Here is a 20,064-nt window from a genome sequence, read left to right on the forward strand (position 1 = left end):
TTACCCGGATATGATCTGACCGAAGGACAAGATTCGGAGGAGCCGCAAATGGATATGATATCGGGATCGATGTCTCCGCATTCGACCACGTCCCCGGATTCGGCCGGTCAGCGTGAGGCGGAATTGCGGGCACAGGCGCAACAGCTGGAGGCTTTCCTGTTTACGGAGCTTCTGCGGGCTTCGGGCACGGGGGCCCCGTCGCCGTCGGGCGGTGGCGACACGCAATTCGACAGCTTTCTGCGGCAGGCCCAGGCCGATGCCGTTGCACAAAGCGGTCAGACCGGGCTGGCGGAGGCCATCTATCGCTCTATGGCGAAAGGCGCGGGGGCCTGACCGCGCCGGGCGTCCGGACATCGCCCGTATCAATCAAACCCGACGAAATATCGTCGGATAAGACCTCATCAGGAACAGCGCGGAAGTTGGCGCTGATACATTGCAGCGCGTGATTCGATCTCGCTTGAAATGCGGACGAGCCATGGTTTGCTGAGGTACGTGCCGCGCCGATAGCCGGTTCGTCCGTCGTGATAGGCAAGATATTGATTGCGGGCATCGGCCAGGGAAATACCGAGTGTCCGGTTCGTCTCGGCCATGTACCATCCCATGAAATCAGTCGCATCCCGGATGCTGTCGCGGCGCGAGCGGCGGCCGCCTTCCTTCTGCTGGTATTCCTTCCAGGTGGCATCCAGCGCCTGGGAATATCCGAAAGCACTGCTCTGACGGCCCACGGGGATCACGCCCAGCGAAAAGCGAAGCGGCGTGCGCGCGTCGGAAATGAACTTGGATTCCTGATAGATCGTGGCCATTTGCACGTGCACCGGCACGCCCCACTTGCGTTCGGCCGCCTTGAAGGCACGCAGATAACCCGGCCTTTGGTCCAGAATTGAACAAGCGTTATCCAGATCGCGCGGCGCACGACCATCCCCACGGATTCCACCGCATGCGGTCAGAATCAGCAGAAGGCTCATCTGCATGTATTTCATCATGTCTTTACTGCCCGGTCATTTTGTTTTTACCGATTTTGAAAATCCATACCCGATTCTGCCCATCCTGCCAATCACATCAGACGAAGACCGCGAGGATCAGCGGCAGAGCGACCACAGCCATCAACGTCGAGACGACGGCCAGACCGGCGACCGGCTGCGCTTCGGTCCCGTATTTCGTCGCCAAAAGATACGATGTGACCGCCACTGGCAGCGCCATCTGCACGATAAGAACCCCAGTGTGGCGGTCCAACCGAACGCCATGCCCACGGCGAAGGCGAACCCGGTACAGACGAAGACCTTCAGAACGGAAAGACCGGCCACCGGGCGGTGTCATAGGCGTATTTCAGTGTAATCCAGGCGAAAATGATGCTGGCCAGGATGAATACGGGGCCACGATCTGCAGGACTGTATAGGCCAGAGTCACACTCTGTTTCCGCCGATTCGCACCTGCGCCGATTTACAAGTTGCGGGGCCAAGGCGTAGGATTGGAAAGGCGAAAGGGCAAGATCATGCTGCACAACGAAGCGAAATACGCACTGGGCGAGGTCGTCCGGCACAAGAAGCACCCGTTTCGCGGGGTAATCTTCGATGTCGACGCGGAATTTTCCAACAGCGAGGAATGGTACGATGCCATCCCGCAGGACTCGCGTCCAAGGCGGGATCAGCCGTTCTATCACCTGCTGGCCGAAAATGACGAAAGTTACTATGTCGCCTATGTGTCCGAGCAAAACTTGATGCTCGACCGCACGGGTGAGCCGGTGACCCACCCCGATATCGGCGATCTGTTCGGTGCTTTCGACGGGCGGCAATATCCGCTGCATTTCGACCTGAACTAGATCTCGTCACTCCTGGACAGGCCTTCCCGGCGCAACTGGGTCAGGGTCCAGACCCGCGCCCCGGCACACATCCGTCGGGCTATGAACGCGAGATTACAGGGCCACTGCCCAGGGTATATGGACCACTCGCCGCACAGGTCAGACCCTGGGGACCGGGGGTAAACAGGGGCCATCGCGGCACGGCTTAAGTCCATCTTCACCATTTGCTGGCAGGTCCGACACGAAGCCCCGTCCCGAGGGCGGAGATGTCGATCGGCATGAACGGATCTGTCCCCGACACCCTGTTTCTGGAGGAACGTCGCCGTCGTCTGGCGGCGGAGCGGACGCTCGACCACACCCGGAGAGAACTTGCGCGTACCCATTCTGCCCTGGTGGCAAATGCCGACAGACTGTCGCGGCGGTATCTTTCAGAACGCGATCAGAACCTGAAAATGACGGAACGGCAGCAGGCCGTCCTGCAACAGCGCAAGGAAGCGGCAGAGCGGGCAGACCGGGCGCGACGCCGGTTGTGGCACGCGCTGGAGACGATGCGCGACGGGTTCGCCCTGTTCGACATGCAGGGGCGGTTGATCGCGGCCAACCACGTCTATCTCGACCTGTTCGATGCGGCGTCCGAACTCGCCCCCGGATGCCATGTTTCCGAGGTTTTCACGTTGGCGGCGGATGAAGGAGCCTTCGACATCGGCGACCTGCGCCCCGCCGCATGGGCGCAGGCGCAGATCGCCCGCTGGGACGCAGAGGTGATCGCGCCCCTGACGCTGCAACACTATGATGGCCGCATTCTGCAATTTCAGGACCGGCGCGCACCGGACGGCGATGTCGTGTCGCTGGTCCTCGACATCACCGAACACCGGGCGCGCGAGGCTTCGCTGGCCGCCGCCCGCAATGCAGCCGAACAGACAGCGCGGGCCAAGGCTGACTTTCTTGCCCGGATGAGCCACGAGATCAGGACACCGATGAATGGCGTGATCGGCCTGTCGCAGATGCTTGCCGAGCAGGCGGACGACCCGGAAATGGAATTGTTCGCCCGCACGATCCACGATTCGGCCGAGGCGTTGCTGGTCATCGTCAACGACACGCTCGACGTCTCCAAGCTGGAGGCGGGCAAGGTCGATCTGCGGCATGACCCGCTGGATCTCGAGTCGTTGCTGATAGATTGCCTGCGGCTGGCGGCGGTGGCGAAACATGCGGGTGTTCGGGTCGATCTGACCTATCCGATCGGCGCGCGAACCCGGTTCCTTGGCGACGAGGGGCGTATCCGGCAGATCGTCATGAACCTGTTGGGCAATGCGCTGAAGTTCACGCAAGCCGGTCATGTCATCGTTCGCGTGACGCCGGGCGACGATCTGATCCGGATCGCCGTCGAGGATACGGGACCCGGCATTCCGGAAGACAAATCCGCGCAAGTGTTCGAGGCGTTTGGCCAGGTCGACGACCCCGATGGGTCATCGACCGAAGGCACGGGGCTGGGCCTGACCATTTCGCGTGGTCTGGCGGAACGAATGGGCGGAACGCTGACGCTGTCCAGTCAGCCCGGAACCGGATCGACGTTCACGCTGTCGCTGCCGCTGGTCGGCGACGGGGAAGCCGATGCGATGCCCCCCCTGCCGGACAAAATCGCAGTTCACGCAGGTCCGTCCGGTGACCTGATCGCTGCGCGGCTTGGACAGGCGGGATGCCTCGTTCTTCGCGACGCGCCGGAGGCCGATACGCCAATCCTGCTGCCACTGGCGCTGTCGCATGAAGATCAGCGCGCCGCCCTGTCGCAAGCCGCCGACGGGACGCAGGTCGTTCTGCTGGGCCGCGGGGAGGAGGCCGACCCGGCGGTTGCCGACCGCGCCGATGCGGTCCTGCCGCGCTTGGTCACGGGGGCCGCGCTGGCAGCGGCATTCGCGGTGTCGCCCACGACCCGCCCCGCCCGCCTGCTTCTGGCGGACGACAATGCCACGAACCGCCTGTTGCTGGACCGGATGCTGCGCGACCAGCCCTATAAGCTGGATCTGGTGGCCGACGGCGTTCAGGCCGTCGATGCCTATGCACGCGAGCGGCCCGATGCCGTCATCCTCGACATATCCATGCCGGGCCTCGACGGGTTCGGTGCCGCCGCAGCCATTCAGACGCTGGAAGCGGAGCGCGGTGGCAGCCCGTCTCCTCTGCTGGCCCTGACCGCGCATGTCGGCGACGATATGGCGGAGCGGCTGGAGGCCGCAGGGTTCATGGCGTATCTGACGAAACCATTGAAGAAAAACCTGCTGCTGGAGGCTTTGACCACGGCGTTGGACAGACCCTAGCGCAAGCGGACGTTATAGTGGCCCGTCACCTTGTCCCGGCAATTCGTGATCGGCCCATGGGTCAGCCGTTTCGCGACCGGCGCACCTGCGTCCAGCACGCCCAGACGAACCAGCATCGCGGCAATCACCGCTTCTGCCGCGCGCGTCGTGCCGTCGACTATCTTGAGCGCGATGCCGCGATTCAGCTCCGGTATGATGGCGATGAACACGGCCTCGGCGCCGGTCTTGACCGCCACGCGCCCCCCCATGGCGTGCATCAGATCGGTGCATGCCCGGCCTTCACCCGCAACCAGCATGGGTTCCGCCCCCATTGCACGGGTCAGCCGCACCATGGCGTCCTGACGCAGGCCACCGCCATCGCGCGCCCCGGCGAACAGCCCCATTGCACGTCCGAAGGCATCCAGACGCGTGGCGAAATTCGGTGCGGAGCAGCCGTCGATACCATAGCCGGGGCTGTCCATCCCGGTCACCTCCTCGAAGGTGCGGCGCACCGCCAGTTGAACCGGGTGATCCGGCTCGACGTATTCGGGACCTGCACCCAGATGTTTCGACAGCGCCAGAAACCCGGCATGCTTGCCCGAGCAATTGTTGTGCAACTGGCAGGGCCTGTCGCCCGCGCGGATCAGGTCGGCCCTGGCATCGTCGGAGTATGGCATATGCGTGCCGCACCGCAGGTTCTGTTCCGACATCGCGAGGTCGCGCAGCCAGGCGTTTACGCCCGCGACATGCACCGCCGCGCCTTCATGCGAGGCGCTGGCCAGCGCCAGTTGCGCCGATGTCAAATGTGCCCCCGCACCCGATTCCAGAAGCGGCAGCGCCTGAACCATCTTGCAGGCCGATCGGGGGTAGATCACCGCCGACGGGTCCCCCCAGGCTTCGACGATTTCGCCTGCGCCGTCGCACACGACAATGTGACCGCGATGCACCGATTCGACCCGGTCGCCCCGGATCACCTCGACCAGATCGACGGCTCCTTCGTTGACTTCGGTCATGCCGCTCTCTCCATGCGCGAAATTTTGCTTGCCGGGCTTTCCCCGGTGGTCCCCCCTGCGCTATCATCGGCATGCAGTATTGGGAACCGCGTGCACCGGGTTCGAAGGCCGGACAAAACCGGGCAGCCGGGGCCGCCGACGAGAGGCAAGGACGAACATGAAATTCAAGGCGATTGGGGCCACGATCTGGGCCGCACTTCTGACCACCGCATTGACGATGCCAGGCTTTGCACAAGACAGCTCCAACAGGGTGAATACGGAGACTGACTGGTCCGTCTTTGTCGAAGACAACCCGACCCAGTGCTGGATCGTGTCGGCCCCCAAGTCGATCCGAAACACCCGCGACGGTCGTGAGGTCGCGGCGCAGCGTGGCGATATCCGCCTCTTCGTCAGCTACTGGCCCGGTAGCGACAAGAAGGGCGAGGTCTCGGCGACCGGCGGCTATCCTTATGCCAGCGGCTCGACCGTGACGGTCGAGATCGGGACCGAAAGTTTCGAGATGTTCACCGATGGCGAACTGGCCTGGGCCGCATCGCCGACGGATGACGAGCGGCTTATCGCGGCCATGAAGCGCGGCGCGAACGCGGTCGTGAAGGGGCAGTCCGGACGCGGCACCCGAACCGAGGATTCGTTCAGCCTGATGGGCTTCACAGCGGCCGTCACCGACGCCGAGAAACGCTGCGGCGGCTGAGCCGGGCGCGACACTGACGCAACATTGTGTATTTGCGATTTTCGGCAGGCGTCCCTATATGGGGCGCCTGTTTCCATTGATCCCGCCCACCATTGATCCCGCCCAGTCGCGATCTGACCTTTCGGATATCTGTCATGCAAGTTCCCATCACGCAGGATGTACACACCATCCCGCGCAAATTGCCCGAAAGCGACCGCCTGAATCTGATCGGTCTGACCCGCGACGCGTTGCGCGCAGCGTTGATTGCCGTTGGCACGCCGGAAAAGCAGGCCCGGATGCGGACCAATCAGCTGTGGCAGTGGCTGTATCATTGGGGCGTGCGGGACTTCGCGCTGATGACGAATCTGGCCAAGGATTTCCGCGCCACTCTGGCCGAGAACTTTACCATCGAATTGCCCGAAGTGATGACCCGGCAGGTATCCGAGGACGGCACCCGCAAATATCTTGTGCGGATCGCCGGCGGGCACGAGGTCGAAGTTGTCTATATCCCTGAAGACGGGCGCGGCACACTGTGTGTTTCCAGTCAGGTGGGATGCACCCTGACCTGTTCATTCTGCCATACCGGCACGCAAAAGCTGGTTCGCAACCTGACACCGGGCGAAATCGTCGGGCAGGTCATGCTGGCGCGGGACGATCTGGGCGAATGGCCGGAAAAGGGCGCGCCGAACGACCCGACCGCGCGGCTGCTGTCGAACATCGTTCTGATGGGCATGGGCGAGCCGCTCTATAATTTCGAGAATGTCCGCGACGCCATGAAGATCGTGATGGACGGCGAGGGCATCGCGCTGGGCCGTCGCCGCATCACCCTGTCGACATCCGGTGTCGTTCCTGAAATCGCCCGGACCGCGCGGGAAATCGGCTGCCTTCTGGCCGTCAGCTTCCACGCTACGACGGACGAGGTGCGCGATACGCTGGTCCCGATCAACAAGCGGTGGAATATCGCGGTGCTGCTGGACGCGCTGCGCGAATACCCCAAAGTTTCCAATTCCGAGCGGATTACCTTCGAATATGTCATGCTGCACGGCGTCAATGACAGCGATGACGACGCCCATCGCCTGGTCGCGCTGCTTCAGGGAATTCCGGCCAAGGTGAACCTGATCCCGTTCAACGAATGGCCCGGTGCGCCCTATACCCGCTCCAGCAATAACCGCATTCATGCCTTCGCGAAGATTTTGATGGAAGCGGGCTATGCCTCGCCCATCCGTACACCGCGGGGCGAGGATATCATGGCCGCCTGCGGTCAGTTAAAATCAGCGACCGAACGGCAGCGGAAAAGCCGTGCCCAGATCGCCGCCGAAGCGGGTCTTTAGACGGGCGCAGGACGTTACCGTTTACGCGGGCGCGGCAGAAACACCGACAGGACGAAGCGGATCGGGTCGATTTCAACCATTGGACTGTCCTTGGGGTAAGGGGTCTGTCTGCCGCATAGTCCCAGTCAGTGACAGCCCGATGACAGCTGGAACCAGTCCCACATCATGCGGACCGCAATGGCGGAGGTGACGATCACCAGCAAGGGTTTGATGATCCGCGCGCGCCGACAGGCTGCAAGTCGCGCGCCGATGATCTGACCCGCATCCTTTGCCCGCCAAGCGGTCAGCGCGACATCACGTAACGAAGTCGTCCCGGTGATAGCCCTGTAGATAGAGCAGTGCCGTCAGGTCGCCGTGATTTACGCGCAAACCGGCCCCGGCCTGCACGGCGGGTTTCGCATGCAGCGCCACGCCCATTCCCGCCCGCCGCAACATGTCCAGATCGTTCGCCCCGTCCCCCACGGCGATGACATCGGTTTCGCCGATCGCCATTTCGGCGGTAAGTTCCTCCAGCGCATCGACCTTGGCCTGCCGTCCCAGAATCGGCAGGCCGGGCTGGCCGGTCAGTTTGCCGCCCTCCAGCAATAGAGTATTCGCCCGGTTCCAGTCGAACCCTAGCCGCGCCGCTATGGCCGACGTGAAGGCCGTGAACCCGCCTGACACCAATGCTGCTTTTGCCCCCTGTGACTTCATCGTTGCCAGCAAGGTCTCCCCGCCTGGCATCAGTGTGATGCGGTCGGCCAGCACCCGGTCGATGACCGACGCATCCAGTCCGGCCAGCAATCCGACGCGTTCGTGCAACGCCCCCTCGAAGTCGACTTCGCCATTCATCGCGCGCACCGTGATTTCCGCCACCCGTTCGCCCACGCCCGCCTCAGTGGCCAGTTCGTCGATGCACTCCTGCTGGATCATGGTCGAATCCATATCGGCCAGCAGCAGGCGCTTCCTGCGCCCTTCCATCGGCACGACGTTCAGGTCGACACCCATCGCGTCCATCTGGTCCCGCGTCGCGTCCAGCGTGTCGGGTAGGCGATCCAGGTCGAACTCCGCCGCGATGCCAGGGTTCAGCCAGCGTGCGACACCACCGCCCCATCCGTTGCGCAGCGCTTCCACCAAAGAAAGGTCCACGACGGGCGCATCGGGCGAAGAGATCAGGACAACGGTATGCATCGCGGCGGTTTCCTATCGTGAACGCAGAACGCTGCCGCCCCGCTATTTGTCGCGCCTTAGCCCGATAATCGGCCTTGCGCGACCCCTTCGCGGGGAATAGCGACATCGGCGGGACACCCCTCCCCAACGAGGGGCATTTATCTGCAAGGATAGTTATGACTGATACTCTGAACGCGGGCGCGCGGCCCGTGACAAAACCGTCCAATCCGCGTTTTTCGTCCGGCCCCTGCGCCAAGCATCCGGGCTTTTCCCTTTCCGATCTGAGCGATGCACCCCTGGGCCGCAGCCACCGCGCCGCGCCGGGCAAGGCGAAACTCGCCGCCGCCATCGACCGGACCCGCGCCATTCTTGGCGTGCCCGACGATTACCGCATCGGCATCGTGCCCGCCTCCGACACCGGGGCCTACGAAATGGCCATGTGGACGATGCTGGGCGCGCGCCCCGTCACCATGCTGGCGTGGGAGAGCTTCGGCGCAGGATGGGTCACCGACGTGGTCAAACAGTTGAAGCTGGACGCCGATGTGCGGACAGCCGACTATGGCGCGCTGCCTTCGCTGGACATCGATCCGGACCGCGACATCTGTTTCACCTGGAACGGCACTACCTCGGGTGTCCGTGTTGCGAACGCCGACTGGATCGACGATGACCGCACCGGCCTGACGCTCTGCGATGCCACCAGCGCCGCATTCGCGATGGACTTGCCGTGGGACAAGCTCGATGTGGCGACGTTCAGCTGGCAAAAGGTGCTGGGTGGCGAGGGTGCGCATGGTATCCTGATCCTGTCGCCCCGCGCGGTCGAGCGGCTGGAAAGCTATACGCCCGCTTGGCCCCTGCCCAAGATATTCCGCCTGACCAAGGGTGGAAAACTCATCGACGGGATATTCCGGGGCGAGACGATCAACACCCCATCCATGATGGCGGTCGAAGATTATCTCGTCGCACTGGACTGGGCCGAAACTCTGGGCCTGTCCGGCCTGATCTCCCGCGCCGACGCCAGTGCGCAGCATGTCTGGGACTTCTGCGAAAGCCGCGACTGGATTGCCAATCTGGCCGACGATCCGGCCACAAGGTCCACCACATCGGTCTGCCTGAAGTTCACCGATCCGAATTTGCCCGCCGACTTTGCCAAGCGCGTCGCCAAACGGCTGGATGTGGAAGGCGTGGCCTTCGACATCGCCAGCTATCGCGATGCACCCGCAGGTCTTCGGATCTGGTGCGGATCGACGGTCGAACCCGATGACGTTGCGGCATTGATGCCGTGGATCGAATGGGCCTATCGCGCCGAACTCGCCGCCTGACCCGGCCCTTCGGGCGCGCGGTTTCGCGCGGCCGACACCCCAGATTTTTTCAAAAAGGAGCCTCTGATGGCCCCCAAAGTTCTCATCTCCGACAGCTTGTCGGACGCCGCCGTCCAAATCTTCCGCGATCGCGGCATCGATGTCACCTTCGAGCCGGGCCTCGGCAAGGACAAGGACCGTCTGGCGGACGTCATCGGCCAATACGATGGCCTCGCCATCCGGTCCGCCACGAAAGTCACCGAAAAACTGCTGGACCGTGCGACCAATCTGAAGGTCGTCGGTCGCGCCGGTATCGGCACCGACAACATCGACAAGGACGCCGCCTCGCGTCGCGGTGTCATCGTCATGAACACACCCTTCGGCAATATGATCACCACCGCCGAACATGCCATCGCCATGATGTTCGCAGTCGCCCGCCAGATCCCCGAGGCGAATACGTCGACCCATGCAGGAAAGTGGGAAAAATCCCGATTCATGGGTGTCGAGCTGTCCGGCAAGACGCTCGGCGTGATCGGGGCTGGCAACATCGGCGGCATCGTCTGTGACCGGGCGCGGGCGCTGCGCATGAAGGTCGTCGCCTATGATCCGTTCCTGTCCGAAGATCGCGCCACCAAGCTGGGCGTCGAGAAGGTCGAGCTGGACGATCTGCTGGCGCGTGCCGATTTCATCACGCTGCACGTCCCGCTGACCGAGCAGACGAAGAACATCCTGTCTGCCGAAAGCATCGCCAAGACCAAGCCCGGCGTTCGCATCATCAACTGCGCGCGGGGCGGTCTGGTGGACGAAGCGGCGTTGGCGGAGGCCTTGAAATCCGGCCATGTCGCGGGGGCGGCTTTCGACGTCTTCGCCGAGGAACCGGCGACAAACAGCCCGCTGTTCAACCTGCCGAATGTCGTCGTCACCCCTCACCTCGGTGCCGCCACCACCGAGGCGCAGGAAAACGTCGCCCTGCAAGTGGCCGAGCAGATGTCGGACTACCTGCTGACCGGTGCCGTTACCAACGCACTCAACATGCCGTCGGTCACTGCGGAAGAAGCCAAGGTCATGGGCCCCTGGGTCAAGGTCGCCGAGCATCTGGGGGCCTTCGTCGGCCAGATGACGAACGAACCGCTGAAAGCGATCGAGATCATTTACAACGGATCGGTCGCGTCGATGAACCTCGAGGCGCTGAACTGTTCGGCCATTGCGGGTGTCATGAAGGCGACCAACCCGGACGTGAACATGGTGTCCGCCCCGGTTGTCGCCCGCGAACGCGGCGTCGAGATCAGCACAACGCATCAGGACAAATCCGGTGCTTTCGACGGCTATATCAAGCTGGTGGTCAAGACGGCGACACGCGAACGGTCGATCGCGGGCACGGTGTTCAGCGACGGCAAGCCGCGGTTCATTCAGATCAAGGGCATCAACATCGACGCCGAAGTCGGGGCGCACATGCTCTATACCACCAATCATGACGAACCGGGCATCATCGGAACCCTGGGCGTGACCATGGGTGAGAACGGCGTAAACATCGCAAACTTCACATTGGGCCGGTCGGACCGGGGCAAGGATGCCATCGCGCTGCTCTATCTGGACGATCAGCCGGATGCTGACGTTCTGGACAAGCTACGGGCGACTGGCCTCTTCCAGAATGTCTCGCCGCTGCGTTTCAACGTCTGATCGGGCCGACCTGACAGGCCGGGGCGTGGATACAACGCCCCGCTTTTCCAAACGCGTCTTCGCTTGATAAGTGTGACGCGTTTCACCTGATCTGGTGGGCCATTTCACTTGGTTTGAGCCGGGATAAAGCGGGAAGTGTCTGATCAATGCGGGACGGGCGGCCCGACCGATGTTCCTTAACATGATCAAAGGCCGTGAAAGGATCGCTTGAAACCTCTTTTGAAGCCCCTTCGAAAGCGCCGCTTGCCCGCAGGACGGCGGCGGTCCACGGCTTGGCGAGAGGGACAAGCCGTTGCAGAAAGTGATCATCGGCTGACAGGCGGCGAATGTTGCCCGCCCCGATAACGGCTTCCAGTTCGCAGAGCAGCCGAGGAACCGAAACATGACCATCTCCCGGCCGATGCGCTTCGACATGATCTGCGAGGCGAACGGGATTGAGCACCGGCTGACCAAGATGCGTCATCCCTGGACGCACGTGCAGATCGGGCGCATGAACTTAACGGTCAGTCACGGTTAAACGGTTCCACTACGACAGCGATGAGCAGTTGCGCGCAGATCTCAACGACTTCTTCGCGGCATACAATTTTGCGCGACGCCTGAAGATACTCGGCGGACTCACTCCATACCAATACATCTGCAAAATCTGGACAACCGAGCCGGAAAGATTCAAATTCGATCCAAACCATCAGATGCCGGGACTTAACAGCTAGTATCCCAGGGCACAGCCGTCTTTTCGAGGGTCGCTTGCCCCTTCGAGATACCCGCTATCGTCGATGCGAATGGATTGGGCACCTCCGATCGGTCCTTCGGGAATCCGAACATTGTGGCCCATCGCATAAAGCTCGGCCCTGACCGTATCGGAATAGCCGAGTTCGACACTCATCACACCGTTGTCTGAAAATGCACGGGGTGCGTCGATTGCGCTTTGCGCGTCCATCCCGAAATCCACCATGTTCGACAGAAACCGCAGATGTCCGGCGGGCTGATATGCGCCGCCCATGACACCGAAGGGCATCGTGACGCGGCCGTTCTGCCGCAACATGCCCGGAATGATCGTATGCATCGGTCGCTTGCCCGGCCCCAATTCGTTCGGATGCCACCGCTCCAAAGTAAAGCCAGCGCCCCGGTTCTGCATCAGGATGCCGAATTTGTCGGACGCGAGTCCGGTCCCGAAGGAATGGAAGATGGAGCAGATCAACGATACGGCCATGCGGTCCCGGTCGACCACGGTGATATAAACGGTATCCTTGTGGATCGCCTCGGTCAGAGGGGCTGCTGCGGCCATCGCGCGTTTCGGATTGATGAGAGCGGCCAGTTTTTCTGCCGTGCCTGCATCCAGCATATGCATCAGCCGCACCGTATGATCATGGTCGGCCAGCAGGCGGTTGCGGGCGTCATAGGCCAGTTTTGCGGCTTCGGCTTCGATATGCGCGCGTTTCGACCCCATTGGGTCCAACGCCGTGATATCGAAATGTTTCAGAATATTGGCCATCAGGATAGCGGTCGCGCCCTGTCCGTTCGGTGGATGCTCGACCAGATCGATGCCCTTGTAGGTGCCGCTGATCGGGTCGGTCCAATCGCAGGCGGTGGCCGCGAAATCGGACACGACGTGAGCGCCGCCAGCGGCTTTCAGCGTTGCCACCATATCTTCGGCCACCTCGCCGACATAGAACCCGTCGCGGCCCTTGTCGGCGATCCGGCGCAATACTTCGGCTTGACCGGGCAGGGCAAACTGATGGCCGGTTTTCAGAGGCTTGCCTTGCGCTAGATAGACGTCCCGTGCGCTGCCTTGCAGGCTCTCCTTGGCCAAAGCCCAGTCGAAGGCGACCCGCGGGGCGATGGGGACGCCGCTCTCGAAATAGGGGATCAACGGTCCGAGGATGTCGGCCATGCCCAGCTTGCCGAGTCGGTCGGACAGCGTGCAGAACGCGTCGACCGCCCCCGGCACCGTGACTGCATGGGCGGAATTGACCGGCACAGTCTTGAGCCCCTGTGCCCGGAGTTTTTGCGCGGACGATCCCTGTGCCGCCCGGCCCGAGCCGTTGAGAGCGAGGATATCTTCCCCGCCAGCGGGTTTGATTAGGGCGAAAGCGTCTCCACCCAGGCCGGTCATCTGCGGTTCGCACAGTCCCAGAATGACGGCACCCGCGATTGCTGCGTCCACTGCGTTTCCACCGCGCGCCAACGTGTCGATGGCAATTTTTGCGGCCAGCGGATGCGAGGTCGCGCACATGCCGTTCGTGGCAAGCACCGGGGATCGACCGGGAAGTTGAAAATAACGCATATTGGCCCCTTGGTGCGGCAAGTTTCGGCGGAGGCTATGATGGCGATGCAAGGGTGCCAAGGCCCATTCCGGGTGCCGTCGCGGGGCAGGGGCATGACCTCGACGGAGATGACTTGCTTCGGGGGCTGTCATCCTGCCGTCGAGGGAAGCTATGTGGAGCTACGGGTTGATTGTCGCTTCGCTTCAGGGCCGGGATGGGACCCAACTACGGCAGCAAAACGATCCATAATGGTGTATTTCGCGACAATTCTGCCAATCTGGCAAGGGGACCCTGGATTGGAAACACCGGCGGTTTGGGGTTAGTGCCATGCGGGACGTCGCGTTGCCTATCCCTCGTCTGCCTGTTCCAAAAACGAGAAACTCAGCCGGTTTATGCCGCCCTGGCGTTCGTAGACCATATCCTCGGTAAGGGTGTGGATGATGAACCAGCCGAAACCGCCTTCCGGCAGGTCGTCGATCGGGAGTTTCGCCTCAGGCAGGTCGACCGAGGCCAAGAGGGCGGGTGGCAAAGGGCGTCCCCTGTCTGTCGTTTCGACATGCAGACGGCCGTCTTCTCGGGTCACCTCCAGCATGACCCAGGCGGCCCCGATATCGGTCATGGCATGCTCCACGATGTTGTTGAGCACTTCGCCCAGAACAATCGTCACATCATGCTGCAACGAAAGTCGCAGACCTGTTGCGTCGAAGGCGCGGTGCAGCCGGGCAAGCTGTATGCTGACATCGTTCGCAGTCGCCGGAAACCTGCTGCGAAGCACGGCACACTGTGGCGACGGCATCGCTGCTGCGCGCGACGCAGTCATGCTGCCGACCGTCCGGCGGTAGGGGCCGCATCATGCAGGATGAACACGCTGTCCATTCGGGTCAGGGTCAGGACCTTGCGCACGATGGTGCCGCAGTTCGCCAGTTCCAATCGTCGCGCCCCGCCCAGCATCTTCATGATCGCCACGAGTGCGCCCAGTCCGCTGCTGTCCAGAAACTCGATCCGGGTCATGTCGATCATCACGCGATCGTCGAAGTCCTGAACCATCTGCCGGACCGCTTCCTTGAAAGGGACGGCGCCGGCGGCGTCGATCCGCGTGTCCTGCAACGTCAGAATCAGCAGGTCATCCGCGATCCGTCTTTCAATTTTCATTGCATACCTCGCATGACAGACGACCGGCCGTGCCGTGCGGCCACTGGAATCCCGCGCCTTTGACTGTCAGATTAGGACGCAGGTCTTACCAGAACGTGAATCGGAACAAGATGCAGCAAGTCGTGATTTCCGGGGCCAAGCGGACTCCGATGGGCGGGTTTCAGGGGGCGCTGTCGCAGGCTTCCGCATCGGAGCTTGGTGGCGCGTCAATTGCGGCGGCTCTGACCGATGCCGGAATCTCCCCGGAACAGGTCGGGGAACTGCTGATGGGATGCGTGCTTTCCGCAGGTCAGGGCCAGGCCCCGGCGCGCCAGGCGGGGTTCCATGGCGGACTGCCCAAGGACGTGCCCGCAACGACGCTCAACAAGATGTGCGGCAGCGGTATGAAAGCCGCGATGATGGCTCATGATCAGATACTTGCGGGTCAGGCGCATGTCATGATCGCGGGCGGAATGGAGAGCATGACGAACGCCCCCTATCTGTTGCCCGGCATGCGGGCCGGGGCGCGGTTGGGGCATGGCGTGACGGTCGATCACATGTTTCTGGACGGGTTGGAGGATGCCTACGACAAGGGCCGGTTGATGGGCACCTTCGCGGAGGATTGTGCCGAGGCCTATCAATTCACCCGCGAGGCACAGGATGAATATGCGCTGCGATCCCTGAGCCGGGCGCAGGCGGCGATTTCGTCGGGCGGCTTCGACCGCGAAGTCGCACCGTTTCAGATAGTTACGCGCAAGGGCCAGACGGTTGTCGCGCAAGACGAACAACCCGGCACGGCGCGGCCCGACAAGATCCCGACGTTGAAGCCCGCGTTCCGCAGGGACGGCACGGTGACGGCGGCGAATTCATCGTCGATCAGCGATGGGGCTGCCGCTATGGTATTGGTTTCAAGCGATTTTGCGGACCGGGAAGGTGTTCCGGTCCGGGCCAGGATCATGGGTCACGCGAGCCATGCGCAGGAGCCTGGTCTGTTCACGACAGCACCCGTGCCTGCGGCCCGCAAGCTGCTGGAAAAGCTGGACTGGTCGGTCAGTGATGTCGATCTGTGGGAGGTGAACGAAGCCTTTGCCGTCGTGCCGATGGCCTTCCTGCATGAAATGGGTTTAGACGCTGATATTGTTAACATAAATGGCGGTGCCTGTGCCCTGGGCCACCCGATCGGCGCATCGGGTGCGCGGATCATGGTGACGCTTTTGCACGCCCTCGAGTCGCGCGGACTGAAGCGTGGAATCGCCGCAATCTGCATCGGCGGCGGTGAGGGAACGGCTATCGCGCTGGAGCGGGATTGAGGGTGGGATTTCATGGGTGAAGAACGGGTGATCCGTGTCGGATATGCGTCGGACGTCATGAGGGGTGGAAAGCCGCGATGACCCATTATCCGACCCTGCACAAGACCATCGCCAGCCTGACCGAAGGCGAGGACGATACGGTCGCGCTGATGGCCACGGTCGCCTGCGAGGTGCATCACGCCGACGACCGCTTCGACTGGACCGGGTTCTATCGCGTGACCGCGCCGGGGATGCTCAAGATCGGGCCGTATCAGGGCGGCCACGGCTGCCTGACGATCCCGTTCGACCGGGGCGTCTGCGGAGCTTGCGCGACCACGGGCGAGGTGCAGCTTGTGCCCGACGTCGATGCCTTTCCGGGACATATCGCCTGCGCATCGTCGACCCGGTCGGAAATCGTGTTGCCGGTGTTCGACCGCACCGGCGCGCTGATCGCGGTGTTCGATATCGACAGCAACCGGGCGGGTGCCTTCACGTCCGAGGACGCAACGGAAATGTCGGCGATGCTGAATTCGGTTTTCGCGCAGTGAAGACGCTGCGCGATCTGATGGCGACCCATGCGCGGGCCGGGACCCTGGACTGGATCGGTCTGCGGCCGGAACGCCGGGCGGATCTGACGTCTGTCGACCGGGCCGTGGTGTCCGGGGCCGGACTGGATGGCGATCATGGGCGACCGGGCAAGCGGGCAGTGACGTTGATCCAGGCGGAGCATCTGCCGGTGATCGCGGCGCTGTGCGAGGGCGAGGCAACGCCCGGTAACCTGCGGCGCAATCTGGTGGTGTCGGGCGTGAACCTTGCCGCCTTGCGCGGACGGGAGGTGCGTCTGGGCGAGGTCGTGTTGCGGATCAACGGACCCTGCGCGCCGTGCAGCCGGATGGAGGAGACGCTGGGGCTGGGCGGTTATTCCGCCGTGCGGCACCATGGCGGCTGGTGCGCCTCGGTGGTGACTCCCGGTGAAATCGCCCTGGGCGATGCGGTGGCGCCGCTGGCGGCGCAATGATCCGTCCGGCCACATCAGCCGACCGGACGGCCATCCGCGATTTGCATCTGGCCTCGTGGCGCGACAGTTATGGTGCGGAATTATCGGCGGACTATCTGCGCGACACACTGCCCGCCGCCATGGATGAGAAGTGGTCCGCGCGGACATTCGGCGCACCGGAACTGACCCTGGTGGCCTATACCGATACGGAGATGACCGGGTTCGCCTGCGCGTTGACCGACCGCGATCCGCCGTTGATCGACAACCTGCACGTCCGGCCCGAATTGCGCGGTGGCGGAACGGGCGGGAAATTGTTGGCGGCGATGAAGGTCGCGCTGCGGGAGGCCGGGTTCGTCCGTGCCTATCTGACGGTGCTGGAGTCGAACCCGCGCGCGCTGGCCTTTTATCTGGCGCAGGGCGGCGTGGACGAGGGGCCGGTGGACGATATCATGGTGGGCCATGTGGTGAAGGCCCGGCGGATCGGGTTCGATCTTTGCAGTTGAACTGTCGTCCCCGGCCTTGAGGCGAAGACTATTCGTCGGGAATGCGCCGGGTCCGGCCAGAGGATGACCCTGCGCCGTTCGCCCCATCTTCAAACTCCCGGCGGGATGCGGTAGTCGGGCGGGAAATCTACGGGATGCACGACCATGAAATTCACCCTCTCCTGGCTGAAACGCCATCTCGACACGCAGGCTTCGGTCGACGAGATCGCCGAGACGTTGACCGATCTGGGTCTGGAGGTCGAAGGCATCGAGGACCGTGCGGCGCGGCTGCGCGATTTCACCATCGGCAAGGTGGTGTCGGCCGAGAAGCACCCGGATGCCGACCGGCTCAAGGTCTGTCAGGTCGAGACCGACGAAGGTGTCCAGCAGATCATCTGCGGTGCGCCCAACGCGCGCGAGGGGATCACCGTCGTCATCGCCAAGCCGGGCGTCTATGTCCCCGGCATCGACACGACCATCGGAGTCGGCAAGATCCGCGGGATCGAGAGTTTCGGAATGATGGCCTCCGAGCGCGAGCTGGAGCTGTCGGAGGAACACGACGGGATCATCGAACTGCCCTCGGGCGCGGTCGGGCAGCGGTTCACCGACTGGCTGGCCGAGAATGACCCGGCCAAGGTCGATCCGGTGATCGAGATCGCGATTACGCCGAACCGGCCGGACGCGCTGGGCGTGCGCGGCATTGCCCGCGATCTGGCGGCGCGGGGCCTGGGCGTGTTGAAGCCATTGGAGACGCCCAAGATCGACGCCGGGTTCGATTGCCCGGTCAATGTGACCATCGATGACGATACCCGCGACGGATGCCCGGTTTTTGCCTTGCGCCTGATCCGGGGCGTCCGGAACGGGCCGTCGCCCGAGTGGTTGCAGGATCAGTTGCGGGCCATCGGGTTGCGGCCGATCAGCTTCCTCGTGGATGTGACGAACTGGTTCACCTATGACCTGAACCGGCCTTTGCACGTATTCGATGCCGATATCGTCAAGGGCGACCTGCGTGTGCATCGTACCGCCGGGGGCGAGACGATCACGGCGCTGGACGACAAGGCGTATACGCTGCCTGCGGGCGCGATGGTGATTTCGGATGACGCGGGCGTCGAAAGCATCGCCGGGATCATGGGGGGCGCACATTCGGGCGTGACCGGGGCGACGGTGAACGTGCTGGTCGAAAGTGCCTATTGGGACCCGGTGCAGATCGCGCTGACGGGCCGGGCGCTTAAGATCAATTCGGACGCGCGGTATCGGTTCGAGCGGGGCGTCGACCCGGCGTTCACGCCCGAGGGGCTGGACTTCGCGACGCGGATGATTCTGGACAACGCGGGGGGCGAGGCGTCGGAAATGGTCGTCGCGGGCGCGGTGCCGGATGTGGACCGGGCCTATACGCTGGACACGGCGCGGATCGAGAGCCTTGTCGGCATGTCGATCCCCGGCGACGAGCAGCGTGCATCGCTGACCGCGCTCGGTTTCCGGCTGGACGGCGACATGGCGCATGTGCCGTCGTGGCGACCGGATGTTCAGGGCGAGGCCGATCTGGTCGAGGAGGTCGCGCGGATCGCGTCGCTGACCAGGCTGGAGGGACGCCCGATGATGCGCGCGCCCGGTATCCTGCGGCCCGTTCTGACGGTCGCGCAGCAACGCGAACGGATGGCGCGGCGGACGGCGGCATCGCTTGGGTATAATGAATGCGTGACCTATTCGTTCATCGATCAGGCGTCGGCTGCGCTGTTCGGGGGGGGCTCTGACGCGACGCGGCTGGACAATCCGATCAGCAGCGACATGAGCCACATGCGGCCCGCTTTGCTGCCCGGTCTGTTGCAGGCGGCGGCGCGCAATCAGGCGCGCGGCATCGCCGACATGGCGCTGTTCGAGCTGGGCACGGCGTTTCATGGCGGCGCACCGGGGGAGCAGCATCAGATGATTTCGGGTCTTCTGATCGGGCATACCGGGCCGAAGTCGGTGCATGGTGACCGCCGACCCGTCGATGTCTTCGATGCCAAGGCGGATGCCGAGGCGGTGCTGTCGGCCATCGGTGCGCCCGCACGCGCGCAGATCCTGCGCGGCGCGGCAGAGTGGTGGCATCCGGGGCGGTCGGGGCGCATCTGTCTGGGGCCGAAGAAGACGCTGTCGGTGTTCGGCGAAATCCACCCGAAGGTGCTCAGGGCGATGGACGTGAAAGGTCCGGCGGTGGGCTTCTCCATCTGGCCGGGCGAGGTGCCGATGCCCAAGGCCGGCGGCACGGCCCGCGCGCCGCTGGTGCTGTCGGATTTGCAGGCGGTGGAGCGGGACTTTGCCTTCGTCGTGGATGCACAGGTCGAGGTTCAGGCGCTGGTGAACGCGGCGCAGGGGGCCGACAAGGCGCTGATTTCGGACGTGCGCGTGTTCGACGAATTCGTCGGCGGCAGTCTGGGCGAGGGGCGCAAGTCGCTGGCCCTGACGGTGCGCCTGCAACCGACCGATGCCACGCTGACCGACAAGGAGATCGAAGCGGTGAGCGCGAAGATCGTGGAGAAGGTCGCGAAGGCGACCGGGGGCGAATTGCGGCGGTGAGCCGTTTGCGGGGGCCGGTATTCGGTCCCGCGACGCCTTTCGCAAGCGAAGAAGGAGGAGGCGGCTGCCTCGGGCAGTCCCTGTGATTTGGTCGCGTTGGTTCTCGGGCGGG

20 protein-coding genes and 1 pseudogene are annotated in these 20,064 nt (G+C 63.3%); 13 read left to right on the forward strand and 8 right to left on the reverse strand.

From position 1 onward, the window contains the following. Positions 1-48 precede the first annotated feature (48 nt). Positions 49-333 carry a rod-binding protein gene (locus tag BMY38_RS03500; RefSeq protein WP_245737486.1) on the forward strand — a complete coding sequence of 95 codons (285 nt, stop codon included), beginning with the start codon at positions 49-51 and terminating at the stop codon, positions 331-333. Between the two features lie 68 nt (positions 334-401). Here BMY38_RS03500 and BMY38_RS03505 read toward each other — a convergent pair whose 3' ends face one another. Both BMY38_RS03505 and BMY38_RS03510 read right to left on the reverse strand, forming a co-directional pair. Continuing rightward, a complete protein-coding gene (locus tag BMY38_RS03505; RefSeq protein WP_092759787.1) occupies positions 402-983 on the reverse strand; it encodes a transglycosylase SLT domain-containing protein in 582 nt (193 codons plus the stop codon). A gap of 76 nt (positions 984-1,059) precedes the next feature. Next, entirely contained in the window at positions 1,060-1,233 is a 174-nt protein-coding gene (locus BMY38_RS03510) for a hypothetical protein (protein ID WP_175495755.1), read from the reverse strand. Between the two features lie 259 nt (positions 1,234-1,492). On the opposite strand from BMY38_RS03510, the gene hspQ reads away from it, so the two are divergent. Further along, positions 1,493-1,819 carry a heat shock protein HspQ gene (hspQ, locus tag BMY38_RS03515; protein ID WP_092759789.1) on the forward strand — a complete coding sequence of 109 codons (327 nt, stop codon included), beginning with the start codon at positions 1,493-1,495 and terminating at the stop codon, positions 1,817-1,819. 257 nt (positions 1,820-2,076) lie between these two features. Then, positions 2,077-4,110, forward strand: coding sequence for an ATP-binding protein (locus tag BMY38_RS03525; protein WP_175495756.1), 2,034 nt, complete (start codon positions 2,077-2,079; stop codon positions 4,108-4,110). Here the strand turns inward: BMY38_RS03525 and BMY38_RS03530 are convergent. Beyond that, positions 4,107-5,102 carry an asparaginase gene (locus tag BMY38_RS03530; RefSeq protein WP_092759795.1) on the reverse strand — a complete coding sequence of 332 codons (996 nt, stop codon included), beginning with the start codon at positions 5,100-5,102 and terminating at the stop codon, positions 4,107-4,109. The genes BMY38_RS03525 and BMY38_RS03530 overlap by 4 nt on opposite strands. A 217-nt stretch (positions 5,103-5,319) precedes the next feature. Here BMY38_RS03530 and BMY38_RS03535 point away from each other — a divergent pair, with 217 nt between their 5' ends. Together BMY38_RS03535 and rlmN are read left to right on the forward strand one after the other, a co-directional pair. Then, on the forward strand, positions 5,320-5,793 hold the full coding sequence (locus BMY38_RS03535; RefSeq protein ID WP_245737526.1) for an invasion associated locus B family protein: 474 nt from the start codon (positions 5,320-5,322) through the stop codon (positions 5,791-5,793). Between the two features lie 134 nt (positions 5,794-5,927). After that, on the forward strand, positions 5,928-7,103 hold the full coding sequence (gene rlmN, locus BMY38_RS03540; RefSeq protein ID WP_092759799.1) for a dual-specificity RNA methyltransferase RlmN: 1,176 nt from the start codon (positions 5,928-5,930) through the stop codon (positions 7,101-7,103). 294 nt (positions 7,104-7,397) lie between these two features. On the opposite strand, the gene serB is transcribed toward rlmN, so the two are convergent. Further along, a complete protein-coding gene (gene serB, locus BMY38_RS03545; protein ID WP_092759801.1) occupies positions 7,398-8,273 on the reverse strand; it encodes a phosphoserine phosphatase SerB in 876 nt (291 codons plus the stop codon). A 155-nt stretch (positions 8,274-8,428) separates the two neighbouring features. On the opposite strand from serB, the gene BMY38_RS03550 reads away from it, so the two are divergent. Beyond that, a complete protein-coding gene (locus BMY38_RS03550) occupies positions 8,429-9,571 on the forward strand; it encodes a phosphoserine transaminase (protein ID WP_092759803.1) in 1,143 nt (380 codons plus the stop codon). Positions 9,572-9,637: 66 nt separating this feature from the next. Then, complete coding sequence (serA, locus tag BMY38_RS03555; RefSeq protein ID WP_092759805.1) at positions 9,638-11,230, forward strand: phosphoglycerate dehydrogenase; 1,593 nt, start codon at positions 9,638-9,640, stop codon at positions 11,228-11,230. An 82-nt stretch (positions 11,231-11,312) separates the two neighbouring features. Here serA and BMY38_RS18350 read toward each other — a convergent pair whose 3' ends face one another. Then, positions 11,313-11,693: a hypothetical protein gene (locus BMY38_RS18350; RefSeq protein ID WP_245737535.1), complete on the reverse strand. Its 381-nt coding sequence runs from the start codon at positions 11,691-11,693 to the stop codon at positions 11,313-11,315. Here BMY38_RS18350 and BMY38_RS03560 point away from each other — a divergent pair. Next, positions 11,658-11,940: pseudogene (locus tag BMY38_RS03560) on the forward strand (IS3 family transposase); the annotation flags it as partial. The gene BMY38_RS18350 and the pseudogene BMY38_RS03560 sit on opposite strands and share 36 nt — an antisense overlap. On the opposite strand, the gene BMY38_RS03565 reads toward BMY38_RS03560, so the two are convergent. The 3 genes from BMY38_RS03565 to BMY38_RS03575 form a co-directional block, all read right to left on the reverse strand. Then, positions 11,937-13,514, reverse strand: a complete 1,578-nt coding sequence (locus BMY38_RS03565; protein WP_092759807.1) for a gamma-glutamyltransferase family protein — start codon at positions 13,512-13,514, stop codon at positions 11,937-11,939. The pseudogene BMY38_RS03560 and the gene BMY38_RS03565 overlap by 4 nt on opposite strands. Positions 13,515-13,840: 326 nt before the next feature. Continuing rightward, a complete protein-coding gene (locus BMY38_RS03570; protein ID WP_092759809.1) occupies positions 13,841-14,314 on the reverse strand; it encodes an ATP-binding protein in 474 nt (157 codons plus the stop codon). Beyond that, entirely contained in the window at positions 14,311-14,646 is a 336-nt protein-coding gene (locus BMY38_RS03575; protein ID WP_092759811.1) for an STAS domain-containing protein, read from the reverse strand. The genes BMY38_RS03570 and BMY38_RS03575 overlap by 4 nt, the downstream gene beginning before the upstream one ends. A 110-nt stretch (positions 14,647-14,756) precedes the next feature. Between BMY38_RS03575 and BMY38_RS03580 the strand changes: the two genes are divergently transcribed. From BMY38_RS03580 to pheT, 5 genes are all read left to right on the forward strand, one after another. Next, positions 14,757-15,935 (forward strand): thiolase family protein, encoded by a 1,179-nt coding sequence (locus BMY38_RS03580; protein WP_092759813.1) that lies wholly within the window; start codon positions 14,757-14,759, stop codon positions 15,933-15,935. Between the two features lie 77 nt (positions 15,936-16,012). Beyond that, positions 16,013-16,462 (forward strand): free L-methionine (R)-S-oxide reductase MsrC, encoded by a 450-nt coding sequence (locus tag BMY38_RS03585; protein ID WP_092759815.1) that lies wholly within the window; start codon positions 16,013-16,015, stop codon positions 16,460-16,462. Then, complete coding sequence (locus tag BMY38_RS03590) at positions 16,459-16,932, forward strand: MOSC domain-containing protein (RefSeq protein ID WP_245737487.1); 474 nt, start codon at positions 16,459-16,461, stop codon at positions 16,930-16,932. The genes BMY38_RS03585 and BMY38_RS03590 overlap by 4 nt, the downstream gene beginning before the upstream one ends. After that, the gene (locus tag BMY38_RS03595) at positions 16,929-17,414 is read left to right on the forward strand and encodes a GNAT family N-acetyltransferase (protein WP_092759817.1); all 486 of its coding nucleotides are present in this window, start codon (positions 16,929-16,931) and stop codon (positions 17,412-17,414) included. Before BMY38_RS03590 ends, BMY38_RS03595 begins: the two co-directional genes overlap by 4 nt. Positions 17,415-17,558: 144 nt before the next feature. After that, positions 17,559-19,952, forward strand: a complete 2,394-nt coding sequence (pheT, locus tag BMY38_RS03600; protein WP_092759819.1) for a phenylalanine--tRNA ligase subunit beta — start codon at positions 17,559-17,561, stop codon at positions 19,950-19,952. The last annotated feature ends 112 nt before the right edge of the window (positions 19,953-20,064 follow it).

Origin of the sequence: Jannaschia helgolandensis, assembly GCF_900109285.1 — a bacterium.
GTDB lineage: Bacteria > Pseudomonadota > Alphaproteobacteria > Rhodobacterales > Rhodobacteraceae > Jannaschia > Jannaschia helgolandensis.